This is a genomic window from Pseudoalteromonas sp. SCSIO 43210 (assembly GCF_054133285.1).
Genome location: NZ_CP087225.1, coordinates 3,915,418 through 3,930,134 on the forward strand (window position 1 = coordinate 3,915,418; position 14,717 = coordinate 3,930,134).

Below are 14,717 nucleotides of genomic sequence, written 5' to 3' on the forward strand. Positions count from 1 at the left end.
TTAAATTAATTCGACGCACTTAGTTATTTTGGCGTGTAAAACAAGTCACCTAAGTGATGTTCTAACATAAAATTACGTGTTAAACGCAGTACTTGCTTTGCAGTCGACTGCGCCAAACATGCAGTTAGTAATTGTTCCATATCACTTACACTTAAACGTCTAAGTACCCACTTAACTTTATTAAGTGATGATAGATTCATGCTTAAACGTCTGTATCCCATAGCAATAAGGAGTATTGCACCTTCAGGATCGCCGCCTAACTCTCCACATAAACTAAAAGGTAACTCATACTGTTCGCACTCGCAGGCTATTTTATTAAGCACTCTAAGTACGCCAGGGTGATAGGGATTAAACAACTCAGCAACTCGGGCATTTGCTCTATCTACCGCTAATAAATACTGCGTTAAATCGTTACTGCCTACGGAGCAAAAATCAACTTTTTTAGACCACTCTGGCAGCATAAATACGCTTGATGGCACTTCAAGCATAATACCTATATCGGGTCTTTCTATTTGTTGTTCTGGGTATTTTTCACTTAGCTCAAAATAAGCCTGCTCAAACAATGCGAGTGACTCGTCTACTTCTTCGGTTCCGCTGATCATTGGCAGCATTATTTTTAAATTACCTAAACCTATATTGGCTTTAAGCATGGCTTTGAGTTGATCTAAAAACAATTCAGGGTGATCAAGGCTGATACGAATACCACGCCAACCTAAAAATGGGTTTTCTTCGGTTATGTTAAAGTAATCAAGAACCTTATCGCCACCTATGTCTAATGTTCGCATAACCACAGGATTGGGATGATAGCTAGTTAGTACTTCTCGATACCAATTTTCTTGCTCTGATTGCGAAGGAAACTGACCTTTTTGCATAAACCACGCTTCGGTTCGATAAAGCCCTACACCGTCACAAATATGTGAACTACTTTGCTCGGTATTAAGCTCAAGGCCTGCGTTCAATAATAAGCTAACATGCTCACCGTCAAGCGTAATTGATTCTGAGTCTTGCTCTGCTAAAAAGCGATTATTAAGTAGATTATCTTGATGCTGTAATTCGGTGTATTCATCCATTAACATTTGCGATGGCGATATGTATAAACGCCCTGCAAATGCATCTAAAATCATTGATTTACCGTCAAACTGCAATAAAGGTAAATCCTCTATACCCCAAATAGCAGGAATACCCATTGCACGCGTTAATATAGACGCGTGACTATTTGCTGAGCCATTTACACTAACGACACCGGTTAAATGCCCTTTTGGTACTTCTGCAAGCATTGCTGGTGTTAACGTATTGGCAATCAAAATTGTATTGGGAGGGTAATTTTTAACAGCATGTTCGGTATTTACAAGATGATGCAGTACCCGCAAGCCAATGTCTTTAACATCAACGGCGCGCTCTTTTATGTAAGGGTCTTGCATGGCATTAAATTGAGATATTAAACGCTCTATTACAATTTTTAATGCACTTTTAGCACACCAGCCTTCTTGTAATTGCATTTCTACATTGTGGCCTAAACTTTTTGCATCAAGCAGCTGTTGGTAAACATCAAATACAGCAAGAGCTTCGTGCGGAATAGAATCACTTAGCGTCATCGAAAGGGTACTAAATTCTTTACGCGTTGCAGCTACGGCTTGTGTAAACAAACGGCGTTGCTCTGTTGTATCATGATCTTTTTTGAGTTCAATCGATTTAAAATCAAGTTTAGGCAAAAGTACAAATGCCTGTCCAATACCGATACCCGGCGCACTCGATACGCCTTTTAATACCGATGTTTGATGAGATGATTCATCTTGGCGCAAAACTTCTTTAATTTCGGCATGTGCTAACTGTGAAGCCAGTTGAGCAGAAAGCGTAATTAAAAATGACTCTTCATCTTGGCTAAATACACGCGCCATTTTTTGTTGAACGACAATAACACCCAATACTTTTTTTTGATGAACAACGGGTACAGATAAAAAAGCGTTGTAGCCTTCTTCATTTACTTCAGGGGAGAGCTTAAAACGCGGATGCGATTTAGCAAATGCAATATTAATAGGTTCTTCGCGTTGCGCTACTAGGCCAACTAAACCTTCGGTAAAACCAATTCTAAACTTACCTACCGCATCGGGGTTTAGTCCTTCGGTTGCCATAAGTACAAAATTGTCTTGGCTGTAATCTGCAAAATAAATGGAGCAGCACTGGGTTTTCATGGCATCTTTCACCATTTGCACAAAGCACACTAATGCGCTGTCTAAATTCGCTTGCCGCGATACAGACTCCGCAATAGATCTCAGTGTAGCCAGCATACCCTGCTCCTTTATTGTATCGAGAAATTACTACCTTTTACTTCGCCAATGATCTTTCTGTTGTTCTCTCTTATTAAAAGGCATGGCGAAAGGAGCAAACTCTTTCATTACTCGTCGATAAACATCCCGTTTAAACGATACAACCTGTCTTACAGGATACCAATAACTTACCCAGCGCCAATCATCAAATTCAGGATGATGGGTTTTAAGTAAATTTACATCTTCGTCTTTACAGCGTAATTTTAGTAAAAACCATTTTTGTTTTTGCCCAATACACACCGGACTAGAGTCTCGGCGGATTAATCGTTTGGGTAATTTATAGCGTAACCAATGTTTTGAACTTGCGACTATTTCTACATCTTCTGGTCGCAGCCCTACTTCTTCGTGTAACTCGCGGTACATGGTTTGTTCTGCTGTCTCACCATCATCAACACCACCTTGGGGAAATTGCCAAGAATGTTGACCATAGCGTCTGGCCCAAAACACCTGTCCCTGATTATTGCAAATTACAATTCCGACATTGGCACGAAAACCTTCGGCATCAATCACCTTAGTGCCTCATTTGTAAGTCGATTTTTTATGATTGTTCCACATAACCCGCAATACGGCAAATACTATTACGAGTTTTACTCTGCTTACCCACAGCTTGTGCATAACTTTTGTAAAACACGCTCATTTTGCAAACAAATCCACAATATGAGATCTAAAAACTGACTTTCTCCACAGAATCTGTGGATAAACTTGTTCATACATCTGTATTTATCCCTGCAACTCTAATCTCACTTAATTAAAGCTGAACTATAAAACACAAAATTACAAAGCAGTTCAGTTACTTAAGTTAATTCGCTCACTTTTTAGCGTGTGTAAAATTACAGCAAACACCTCATGTACAAAAAACACACAAACGCAAAGATATCCACGGCTTAGCTGATTTGCTATCATGACAAGGGTATTTATTCAACTCAAATTAGTGATATGCGACCAACAAAACCACATTCAATTAATGACCTAATAAAGCGGGTTGATAATATTGCAGGCCTGACACTTGGCCAATTAGCCAATGAGTATAACTTTAAAACGCCTGACGATTTACTGCGAGAAAAAGGCTGGACGGGACAATTAATAGAATACGTTTTAGGTGCAACTGCAGGCTCTAAACCACTACCCGATTTTGAAGATTTAGGCATAGAGCTAAAAACACTCCCTATTTCTTATAAAGGGAAACCACTGGAAACAACATTTGTATCTGTAACGCCACTAATGAACGTGACGGGGATGACGTGGCATACCAGCAGCGTTCGCAAAAAGCTTAATCACGTTTTATGGCTACCTATTTTAAGCGAGCGTGATATTGCTCCATTTGATAGAACAATCGGCAGTGGCTTTTTATGGCAACCCACACCTGAGCAGAACGCTTTATTACAGCGCGACTGGGAAGAGCAAATGGAGTTAATTGCACTTGGCCGAATTGACGAAATATCGGGCCATTTAGGCGATGCAATGCAAATACGCCCAAAAGCGGCCCATAGCAAAATAGTCACTGATGCCATTGGCCCTAATGGGCAAATAATAAAAACCCTGCCCCGTGGCTTTTATCTAAAAACCAGTTTTACTGGCGAGATTTTAAAACAGCAATTTCAGCTTTGAGTGCTCTGTAAAGTAGTAAGATTTAAACAAAGAGTTATTATTTGTGAATCTTCCTTTTAGCACTGCGTGCGCGTCAGCAAGCTTAACGCCTACAACTTATTTTCATCTCTTTGAATAAAAGTAGCAGGCATAAAAAATCCCCGCTTGTGCGAGGATTTTATCATCTAAAATTAAAAATTAGATTCTATATAAAATAGAATTACTGACCTTTAACTTCTTTAAGACCGTTGTACGGTGCTTTATCGCCTAATTGCTCTTCAATACGTAGCAATTGGTTGTACTTTGCAACACGGTCAGAACGGCTCAATGAACCTGTTTTAATTTGACCTGCAGCAGTACCCACTGCTAAATCAGCAATTGTTGAATCTTCAGTTTCACCAGAACGGTGAGAAATAACAACAGTGAAACCAGCGTCTTTAGCCATTTTAATTGCTGCTAACGTTTCAGTTAAAGAACCGATTTGGTTAAACTTAATTAAGATTGAGTTAGCAATACCGTTGTCGATACCACGTTTTAAAATCTTAGTATTTGTTACGAATAAATCATCACCTACTAATTGGATTTTATCACCCATTAGCTTAGTTTGATGTGCAAAGCCATCCCAATCAGACTCATCAAGACCATCTTCGATAGAAACGATTGGGTACTGTTCAGTAAGATCTTGTAAGAAAAAGTTAAATTCTTCAGAAGTGAATTTTTTGCCTTCACCCTCAAGGTCGTAGATGTTTGCTTCTTTGTCGTAAAACTCAGAAGCTGCACAATCCATCGCTAAAGTAATATCTTTACCTAGCTCGTAACCTGCGTTTGCGACAGCTACTTTGATTGCAGCAAGAGCCGCTTCGTTAGATGCAAGGTTAGGCGCAAAACCACCTTCATCGCCAACTGCTGTTGAATGGCCATCAGCTTTAAGTACTTTAGCAAGGCTATGAAATACTTCAGCGCCCATACGTAGACCTTCGCGGAAGTTAGTAGCGCCAACAGGTTGGATCATAAACTCTTGAATATCCACCGAGTTATCTGCATGCTCGCCACCATTGATGATGTTCATCATTGGAAGTGGCATTGAATAAACACCCGGCGTGCCGTTTAAGTCAGCAATATGTTCATAAAGCTCAACCTTTTTAGATTGTGCAGCTGCTTTTGCTGTTGCTAGTGATACAGCTAAGATTGCATTGGCACCTAATTTTTCTTTATTTTCGGTACCATCTAAATCTAGCATTACTTTATCAACAGTACCTTGCTCCAATGCATTTTGACCAGCTAAAGCGTCAGCAATTTCTTTGTTGATATAACCAACTGCTTTTAATACGCCTTTACCTAAATAACGCGTTTTGTCACCATCACGTAACTCTAATGCTTCGCGAGTACCTGTAGATGCACCAGAAGGTGCTGCAGCACGGCCCCATGAACCATCAGCTAAATGTACATCAGCTTCAACAGTTGGGTTACCACGCGAGTCCATAATTTCGCGACCTATTACTTTTACGATTTTTGACATCTTGATTCCTCTATATTCCCAAAATGGTGAGTTCGACTAACTTTACTATGTTTTATATAGTTTATACCAATTGCATTAAATTAGTGAGCTATTATAGCGCTAAGAAAATAGCTCAATAACAAGGCAGAAATTATGACATATAGTTGTTCTATATGAGTAATTTTTAACGCAGTGAGTGAGTTATTTAATGCGATACAATGCTCATGTTTTTAATAAAATTGGTATTAGTCAGCCCTTAAAACAAAAAAGCCGTGCAATATGCACGGCCTTTTTAAATTACGATGACGCTTTTTGGTGGATATGAGCGGCTGCTACAAACCCTTCAAATAGCGGGTGACCATCACGTGGGGTTGACGTGAATTCCGGGTGGAACTGCGCGGCAATAAACCAAGGGTGATCTTTATTTTCGATAATTTCTACCAGTTTTTTATCTTCTGATAAACCGGTAAAGCTTAAACCTGCTTTTTCTAATTGCTCTACAAAGTTGTTGTTAACTTCGTAGCGATGGCGATGACGCTCAACAATTTCATCACTACCATATACTTCATGTACTTTAGAGCCCGGTGTTAAATGACATTTTTGAGCGCCTAAACGCATTGTGCCACCTAAATCAGATTCAGCATCACGCGTTTCAACATTGCCTTCTGCATCTAGCCATTCAGTGATTAAACCAACAACAGGTGCTGCAGATTTTGCATTAAACTCGGTTGAGTTTGCATCACTAAGGCCTGCAACATTTCGTGCATATTCAATAAGCGCTACTTGCATACCTAAACAAATACCTAAGTAAGGCACTTTATTTTCACGCGCATATTTAGCCGCTAATATTTTACCTTCAACACCACGACCGCCAAAGCCGCCTGGCACTAAAATAGCATCTAAATGCGAGAGTAACTCAACACCTTTACTTTCAAGATCTTGTGAATCTACGTATTCGATATTAATTGTTAAACGGTTTTTAAGGCCCGCATGCTTTAATGCTTCGTTAACCGATTTGTACGCATCTGGTAATTCAATGTATTTACCAACCATACCAATTGTCACTTCACCTGTTGGGTTAGACTCTTGATAAAGTACTTGTTCCCACTCAGCTAAATCAGCTTCTGGTGGATCTAAGTGAAAACGACGACATACAAAATTATCTAATTCTTGCGACTTTAATAATGCTGGAATTTTATAGATGCTGTCTACATCTGGCAGTGAAATAACCGCTTTTTCTTCTACGTTTGTAAATAATGAGATTTTTGCACGCTCATTATTTGGTAGTTTACGGTCAGAACGACAAATAAGAATATCTGGTTGAATACCGACTGAGCGTAACTCTTTAACAGAGTGCTGAGTTGGTTTAGTTTTCACTTCACCGGCAGGGCCTAAGAATGGCACTAACGTTAAGTGAATAAATAGCGCGCGTTCGCGGCCAATTTCAGTTCCCATCTGACGAATTGCTTCAATAAACGGTTGTGATTCTATATCACCTACTGTGCCGCCAATTTCTACAATAGCAATATCATAACCTTCAGCACCGTCGTATACACGTTGCTTAATATCGTTAGTGATATGTGGAATAACCTGAATAGTTGCACCTAGGTATTCACCACGGCGCTCACGACGTAATACGTCTTCGTATACACGGCCTTGTGTGAAGTTATTACGACTAGTCATTTTGGTACGAATAAAACGCTCATAGTGACCTAAATCAAGGTCAGTTTCTGCGCCGTCTTCTGTAACGTATACTTCACCGTGTTGAATTGGGCTCATTGTGCCTGGGTCAACGTTGATGTAAGGATCCAGCTTTAAAATGGTAACATTTAAACCACGGGCTTCTAAAATAGCTGCCAACGATGCTGCTGCAATACCTTTACCCAACGAAGAAACAACTCCGCCAGTAACGAAGATAAATTTTGTACTCATGCGAACCCTAGAATATCAGGAATTAAAAGGAATATAACACCCAAAGAAGAGCCTAAGGGTATATCATCAAGACGGGGCGAAATTGTACCAAAACACGGCTTATCAATCCAGCTAAAAATAGCAAATGTGCGCACAAAAAATGTGCATAATTTAATTACAATTTTTTAATCGCATCCCATGCGCGATCCATTTCTTCAAAGGTGGCAGTATCTAAACTTTTGCCTTGTGCGTTTAAATACTCTTGGACTTTTTCAAAGCGCGTTGAAAACTTATCATTGGCACTGCGAAGAAGTTGCTCAGGGTCGCGTTTTACATGGCGTACTACATTCACGGTTGCAAAAAGTAAGTCGCCAAGTTCTTCTGCGGTATGATCCGAAAAAGGGTCCTGTTCAATCGCTTCTTTTACTTCAAGCACTTCTTCGCTCACTTTATCAAGAGCACCATGATACGTTGGCCAATCAAAACCAAGAGAAGCCACGCGTTGTTGGATTTTTTTAGCTTTGCTTAAACTTGGCATATTTGCAGGAATATCTTGCCAAAAGGAAGGTGATTCGCTTTTTGCTCTGGTACTGCGTTCTTGCGCTTTTATTGCTTGCCACTGCTGCGATAATTGCTCAGCAGTGAGTACTTTTTTATCGGCAAATACATGTGGATGACGACGGATCAATTTGCTGTTTAATTGCTCAACTACATCATTAAAATCAAATAGGTTTTGCTCTTGAGCTAGTTGGGCATAAAACACGATTTGAAATAACAAATCACCGAGCTCACCTTTAAGCTCACCTAAGTTGCCTGACTCAATACAGTCAGCAACTTCGTATGCTTCTTCTAATGTATGCGGCACAATAGATTTAAAATCTTGCTTGAGATCCCACGGACAACCGCCCTTGGGATCTCGCAGTGTGTTCATTATGCTAAGAAGTTGTGTAAGCGCTGCATTATCATTCATGGTTAATGACCACGCTTGGCATCGTGTACACCTTCAATTTGGTGTAACTTAGAAAGAACACGGTTAGTACCCGATAAGTCATGTACTTCTATTTGCATTGTGAACACTGCTAACTGATTATCTTCAACTGTATTTACATTCATATTAAGTACGTTGACTTTTTCGTTAGCAAGTACTGAGCTTATATCGCGTATTAGCCCTGAACGATCGGTTGCTTCTATTTTAATACTTAGTGCATATGAACCACTAATATCGTCTGACCAACTCACTGCAATAACACGCTCTGGGTGTTGTGCCTTAAGGTGGTTAAATGAGTCACAATCTTCACGATGCACCGCAATACCACGCCCTTGCGTAATATAGCCGATAATTTCATCGCCAGGTACAGGGCGGCAACATTTTGCAACATGGCTCATTAAACTACCAACGCCATCAACTACAATGCCGTTTTTATCACCCGTTACTTTACTGGGTGCTTTAATACGAATTACCGGTTCGTCTTCTGTGCGGTCGGTAACAAAATTTAGCATTTGATTGAGGCGTACATCACCCGCACCAATGGCAACCATTAAATCGTCAAGCTCTTTAAAGTTAAACCGCTTTATTGCTGGCTCTAGAGCTTTATAGCTTAAACCTAATTTTTGCAGTTCATTATCAAGTATTTCTTTACCAGCACTTAAGTTTTTGTCGCGATCAAGTTGCTTAAACCAATGATGTATTTTAGCTCTTGCACGCGATGACTTAATGTAACCTAGTGACGGGTTTAACCAATCTCTACTCGGATTAGGTTGCTTTTGTGTCAGTATTTCTACTTGATCCCCAGTTGTAAGTTGATGCGTAAACGGCACTATTTTGCCAAATACTTTTGCACCAATACAGCGGTGGCCAACGTTCGAATGAATATAATAAGCAAAATCAAGCGGTGTAGCGCCAAGTGGCAAATCAATAATATCGCCACTGGGTGTAAATATGTATACGCGGTCTTCAACCACCTGATTTTTAAGCTCTTCAGCTAAATCGCCGCCATCAACTACTTCTTCTTGCCATTGCAGTAATTTACGTAGCCAGCTAATTTTTTGCTCATAACCCGAGCCACGCCCTGGTAATGCGCCTTCTTTATATATCCAATGCGCTGCCACACCCAGCTCTGCATCTTGGTGCATATCTTGGGTACGTATTTGAATTTCTACAGTTTTACCTTCAGGGCCAAATACCACGGTATGAATAGACTGATAGCCGTTTTGTTTCGGCGTCGCGACGTAATCGTCAAACTCTTTATTAAGATGACGCCAATTGGTATGCACAATACCCAACGCACCGTAGCAGTCTTGCAAGCGCTCAACCACAATACGCATAGCACGAATATCAAACAGTTGATCAAATTCGTAGTTTTTTTGCGCCATTTTTTTATAAATACTGTAAATGTGTTTAGGTCGACCGTAAACTTCAGCCTCTATGCCTGCTTCACTCAAACGGCTTTTGACTTGCTCCACCATATCTTCCATATAAGCTTCGCGTGCTAAACGTTTATCATCGAGTTGCTTAGCAATATTTTTGTAAATATCAGGACGAAGATACCTAAACGATAAATCTTCAAGCTCCCACTTTAATTGCCCAATACCGAGTCGATTAGCTAGTGGGGCAAAAATATCGGCAGTTTCTTTTGCAGCAATAACGCGATCTTCTTCGCCAGCATCTTTTACGTTACGTAAATGGCAAACCTGCTCAGCTAACTTGATAACCACTGCACGGACATCTTCAACCATGGTTAACAGCATTTTTCGAATGTTATCGACTTGCACCGTGCCTTTGCCTTGATGCGATAAAGTGCTAATAGTCGCCATTTGCGCAACGCCTGTTAGCAGTATGGCCACATTACTACCTAGCTGCTCTTCGATCACTTCTAAAGGCACTAAGCCATCTAAAAAATATGGGGTTAAATACGCCGTCGCTAACGATTCAGCATCAAGATTTAACTCAACTAAAATCTCAACCATTTCAATGGCTGTATTTTGTCGACTCTGACTATTACTGTTAACACACAGTGCTTGCGCTTGATTAAGCATCTCCGCCTTTTCAGCACAAAGTTTGAGTACTTTAAGACGAGTCGCAAAATCACCTGTTTCAACTTGCTGATGTGATTGACGTGTAGCTACCATAATGCGCTTTACCTCCGTTGAAATAACGCCATAGTTTCGATATGTCCTGTATGAGGAAACATATTCATTAGCCCTATTTTATTAAGCTCAAAGCCTGCTTGCGAAATAATAGCGCTGTCACGGGCTAAAGTAACAGGGTCGCAAGAGACATATAAAATTGTTTTAAACTGCTTTAAAGGTAGTTGCTCTAAAACAGCCATTGCACCAGTACGAGATGGGTCTAACACTAATACATCTAAATCTTTACTAAACCACGGCGCATTTTGTATTTTTTGCGTTAAATCAAAGCAATAAAACTCGGCGTTGGTAATAGAGTTAGTTTGCGCATTTTGAGCCGCCATTGCAACCGCTGAAGTAACACCTTCTACGCCAATAACTGTTTTTGCTTGTTTTGCCAACACGAGTGAAAAGTTACCAATGCCGCAAAATAAATCTAATACGCTTTCATCGCCATTTAAATTAAGCCAGTCTGCGGATTGCTTTAGCATAGCTTGATTAACTTGCGCGTTTACTTGGATAAAATTACCTAAACCAAATTCAAACTTAAGATCAAATTCTTTTAAATAATAGTACGGCATCGCAAAGTGTGAATGTTCAATCACGTCACTTTCACTTTGCCATACAATCTCATATTTATGAATTGCAGTAGCCTGCTCGACTAATATTTTAAACTCGTCGGGGATTGTTTTTGTATGACGAATAACAACAAAGCTGTGCTCGTCGCTTTCACACAATTGCAGATGACTTATACTGTGCAGCGATTTATGTTGATTAATTAAACTATCAAAAAGTGTAAATACATCTGCGAATGCTTCACTCAATACTGCACACTGGTTAATACTAACAATATTTTTAGAACCACTCGCCCTATAACCCACGCGTATTTTTTTAGCCGCTTTATCAAACATAACAGCAATACGGGCGCTGCGCCTGTAATGCGTTGACTTGCTTAATAATGGCGCCTCCCAATTTAAGTTTTTTTGTTTGGCGAACTTTTCAAATAACTGGTTAACCGCCGTTTGTTTTTCGATGACTTGTTGGCTTGTCTCTAAATGCTGTAATTGACAGCCACCGCAGTGATTATAATGTTCACAAAAAGGGGTTACGCGTGCATCACTTGCTTTAATAACCTTTTGCGTTGCCGCGCTACTGTAGCGGGCTTTATCATCGATTATTGTTGCTTTAACTTGTTCGTTAGGTAAAGCACCACTAACAAAACACACTTTATTATTATGCTTAGCTATACCACGCCCTTGATGATCCATTGCTGTTATATCAAGTACCACTGACTTTTTTTGTAGCGGCTGTTTTTTAGCTTTAAAAATTTGTGCCATTTGGCATTACCTTAAATAATTATTGGTTAAAACAATTGATCTTCAACGATGGTAGATGCTTTGAGAATAGGTGTTGATCCGTATATACTCAAAGGATACTAATAATGATAAAAATGCTTCCATTATGACCAAATTAGGCTTACGCGATTCTGTTTTAACACTGACCCTGATCCCGACGGTGATCATTGGATTGTTACTTGGTGGGTATTTTACAATAAATCGTTACATTGAGCTTGATGAAATTTTATATCAACAAGGGACTACTATTTCAGAGCCTTTAGCAATTGCGCTTGAACAACCACTACAAGAAAAAAACAAACAACTGCTTAATCGACTAATTAGCTATACCCATAATAAGCACTCACCCACAGTAAAATCGATTGCCATTTTTGATGATAATAATCAGCTCATCATGACCAGTAATTATCATCGCTCTTTTGATAAGTTAATTAATCAAAAAGCAATGCAAAACTTAAATACTACTCAAGTGCAAAAGTCAGATGAACTCGTCACGTTTTTTACCCCCATTTTTAATCACACTAACCAAGATTTGAAATGGGAACCGACTCAATTACAATCACCTTTAGGTACGGTTATTTTACAGCTAAATAAAGATCAAGCTGTAATAGGCCAGCAACGTGCGTTATTAATAAGCGGTATTGTTATTATTCTATCTTTGGTGTTTGCCGCTATTTTAGCATTAAGACTTAGTCGTATGTTTATGACGCCACTTAATAAACTCGTACTTGCCACCGACAAGTTGGTTGAAGGAAAAAGAAATACGGGACTAACTGATACCATGATCGGTGAGTTTGAACTATTGCGGGAAGGTTTAAATACGATAGCCCATACAATGGTAATGCAAAAAGATGAAATGCAAAAAAACATCGATCAAGCAACCAGTGATTATCGTGAAACATTAGAGCAGTACGAAACTCAAAATATCCAGCTCACGATGGCAAAAAAAGAAGCGCAAGATGCTAACAGAGTTAAGTCTGATTTTTTAGCTAAAATGAGTCACGAACTACGTACCCCTTTAAATGGGGTGATTGGTTTTACACGACAACTTTATAAAACACCGCTAAATAAACACCAAAAAGACTATTTAGACACAATTGAACTTTCTGCAAATAGCCTGATGACGATTATTAGTGATATTTTAGATTTTTCTAAATTAGAAGCCGGTGCAATGGAACTTGAATCAATTCAGTTTCAACTTAGGGATGCCATAAACGAAGTAATGACATTGCTCGCTCCGAGTGCTCATGATAAGCAACTTGAATTATCTATTTATATTAATCAACAAGTCCCTGATGACTTAACTGGCGATCCAACTCGTTTTAAACAAATACTTATAAACTTATTAAGTAACGCTATAAAATTTACTGAAAAAGGCTCTATAAAAGTAGATGTGAGTTACCGATTACTTGATGAAGAGCGTGCTTCTTTATTAGTTTCAGTAACTGATACGGGTGTTGGTATTCCTATGAATAAACAAGACTCACTGTTTACCCCATTTGGCCAAGCTGATTCAAGTATTACCCGAAAATTCGGTGGCACGGGCTTGGGGCTTATCATTACCAAACATATTGTTGAAGCAATGAATGGCCGAATAACACTCAACTCAGCACCTGGTAACGGCACGTGTTTCACATTCAACAGTATATTTAGATTACCGAATCACGTATTTACCAACGATTTACCGAGTAAATCTCTCATTGGTAAACGTATTTTATATTTAGAACCGCATGAGCATACTCATCACGCTGTTCTATCGTTATTAACACAGTGGCAAACATCAGTTACAGCCTGCTTTAACGAAACCAGTTTTTTAGACGCTATAACAAATAAAGAGCATAAATACGATATTTGCTTAATAGGCCACATGGCTTCTGTTGATGATATGCAGCAATTAAAAAGCTATGTAAAATCAGTTCGCGAATCGACTGACTACTTATATTTAATGTTAAATACAGTTTCGCACAATATGCGAGAAGCGTTTATAGGCAGTGGTGCTGATGCGTGTTTAAGTAAACCACTTAACCACCGAAAACTGTGTGAAGTACTTGCAGCACCATACAGACTAGACCACCCTGTTCATAATATTGAGCAGAATGAACACCAGTTACTTCCACTTAAAGTACTCGTCGTTGATGATAACGATGCTAATTTAAAGCTTCTCCATACTTTATTAAGTGAACAGATTGAAGTAATAGAAACCGCTCATAACGGCTCACAGGCTTATAGTTTAAGTAAAAGCCATAAATATGATGTCATCTTTATGGATATACAAATGCCAATTATGGACGGTATTACTGCATGTAAACTTATTCAAGAGTCATCTCTAAACGAAGATACACCAATCATTGCAGTGACTGCTCATGCACTGAATAGCGAAAAAGAGCAGCTACTTAAAGATGGCTTTAAAGGTTACCTAACCAAGCCTATTGATGAAGACATGTTGAAACAGATAATCAGCGAACATAGCCCGCAGACACCTGTTAATCGTGATAAAACCAAAAATGAAGTACCACAAAGCCCTGCTCCTTTCGAAAGTAATCGTATAGATTGGGCATTAGCACTGCAACGTGCTGGTGGTAAAAATGAGCTTGCTCTTGAAATGCTCAACATGCTGTTATCAAGCATACCTGAAACACTTAGCTTACTTGCAAAAGCAATTGATGATACCAGTTGTAAACAAGTGCTAAGCATTGTCCACAAGTTCCATGGAGCGTGTTGTTACACAGGTGTACCAAGACTTAAGTCATTGGCAGAGACCATCGAAACATCACTTAAGAGCGAATGTATACTTGAGAGTATAGAACCAGAGCTTTTTGAGCTACAAGATGAACTTGAAAGCTTACTTCTCGATTCAAAATCAGCTGAAAAATCTGAAATAGACACGCTATAATAAGCGTGTCTTTTTAACTA

Annotated in this window: 9 protein-coding genes; 2 read left to right on the plus strand and 7 right to left on the minus strand. The window is 39.3% G+C overall.

What is annotated here, in order from left to right:
- Window positions 1-23: 23 nt before the first annotated feature.
- Together ptsP and rppH are read right to left on the minus strand one after the other, a co-directional pair.
- Complete coding sequence (gene ptsP / locus LOS73_RS17120) at window positions 24-2,288, minus strand: phosphoenolpyruvate--protein phosphotransferase (protein WP_007377514.1); 2,265 nt, start codon at window positions 2,286-2,288, stop codon at window positions 24-26.
- Window positions 2,289-2,318: 30 nt separating this feature from the next.
- The gene (rppH, locus tag LOS73_RS17125) at window positions 2,319-2,837 is read right to left on the minus strand and encodes an RNA pyrophosphohydrolase (protein ID WP_033029011.1); all 519 of its coding nucleotides are present in this window, start codon (window positions 2,835-2,837) and stop codon (window positions 2,319-2,321) included.
- A 426-nt stretch (window positions 2,838-3,263) separates the two neighbouring features.
- On the opposite strand from rppH, the gene mutH reads away from it, so the two are divergent.
- Window positions 3,264-3,935, plus strand: coding sequence for a DNA mismatch repair endonuclease MutH (gene mutH, locus LOS73_RS17130; RefSeq protein ID WP_457934028.1), 672 nt, complete (start codon window positions 3,264-3,266; stop codon window positions 3,933-3,935).
- 199 nt (window positions 3,936-4,134) lie between these two features.
- On the opposite strand, the gene eno is transcribed toward mutH, so the two are convergent.
- The 5 genes from eno to rlmD form a co-directional block, all read right to left on the minus strand.
- Window positions 4,135-5,433: a phosphopyruvate hydratase gene (gene eno, locus LOS73_RS17135; protein ID WP_457934029.1), complete on the minus strand. Its 1,299-nt coding sequence runs from the start codon at window positions 5,431-5,433 to the stop codon at window positions 4,135-4,137.
- A 276-nt stretch (window positions 5,434-5,709) separates the two neighbouring features.
- Window positions 5,710-7,344, minus strand: coding sequence for a CTP synthase (locus LOS73_RS17140; RefSeq protein ID WP_033015319.1), 1,635 nt, complete (start codon window positions 7,342-7,344; stop codon window positions 5,710-5,712).
- Between the two features lie 154 nt (window positions 7,345-7,498).
- Window positions 7,499-8,293: a nucleoside triphosphate pyrophosphohydrolase gene (mazG, locus tag LOS73_RS17145; RefSeq protein ID WP_007377520.1), complete on the minus strand. Its 795-nt coding sequence runs from the start codon at window positions 8,291-8,293 to the stop codon at window positions 7,499-7,501.
- A 2-nt stretch (window positions 8,294-8,295) separates the two neighbouring features.
- A complete protein-coding gene (gene relA, locus LOS73_RS17150) occupies window positions 8,296-10,452 on the minus strand; it encodes a GTP diphosphokinase (protein ID WP_008134814.1) in 2,157 nt (718 codons plus the stop codon).
- Window positions 10,453-10,460: 8 nt separating this feature from the next.
- Entirely contained in the window at window positions 10,461-11,786 is a 1,326-nt protein-coding gene (gene rlmD / locus LOS73_RS17155) for a 23S rRNA (uracil(1939)-C(5))-methyltransferase RlmD (protein ID WP_457934030.1), read from the minus strand.
- A 124-nt stretch (window positions 11,787-11,910) separates the two neighbouring features.
- On the opposite strand from rlmD, the gene barA reads away from it, so the two are divergent.
- Entirely contained in the window at window positions 11,911-14,697 is a 2,787-nt protein-coding gene (gene barA / locus LOS73_RS17160) for a two-component sensor histidine kinase BarA (protein ID WP_457934031.1), read from the plus strand.
- The last annotated feature ends 20 nt before the right edge of the window (window positions 14,698-14,717 follow it).

Excerpts from the sequence above, each read along its gene's own strand:
- rlmD (WP_457934030.1), bottom strand. The coding sequence starts at position 11,786 with ATGGCACAAATTTTTAAAGCTAAAAAACAGCCGCTACAAAAAAAGTCA.
- barA (WP_457934031.1), top strand. The coding sequence starts at position 11,911 with ATGACCAAATTAGGCTTACGCGATTCTGTTTTAACACTGACCCTGATC.
- mazG (WP_007377520.1), bottom strand. The coding sequence starts at position 8,293 with ATGAATGATAATGCAGCGCTTACACAACTTCTTAGCATAATGAACACA.
- ptsP (WP_007377514.1), bottom strand. The coding sequence starts at position 2,288 with ATGCTGGCTACACTGAGATCTATTGCGGAGTCTGTATCGCGGCAAGCG.
- LOS73_RS17140 (WP_033015319.1), bottom strand. The coding sequence starts at position 7,344 with ATGAGTACAAAATTTATCTTCGTTACTGGCGGAGTTGTTTCTTCGTTG.
- eno (WP_457934029.1), bottom strand. The coding sequence starts at position 5,433 with ATGTCAAAAATCGTAAAAGTAATAGGTCGCGAAATTATGGACTCGCGT.
- mutH (WP_457934028.1), top strand. The coding sequence starts at position 3,264 with ATGCGACCAACAAAACCACATTCAATTAATGACCTAATAAAGCGGGTT.
- relA (WP_008134814.1), bottom strand. The coding sequence starts at position 10,452 with ATGGTAGCTACACGTCAATCACATCAGCAAGTTGAAACAGGTGATTTT.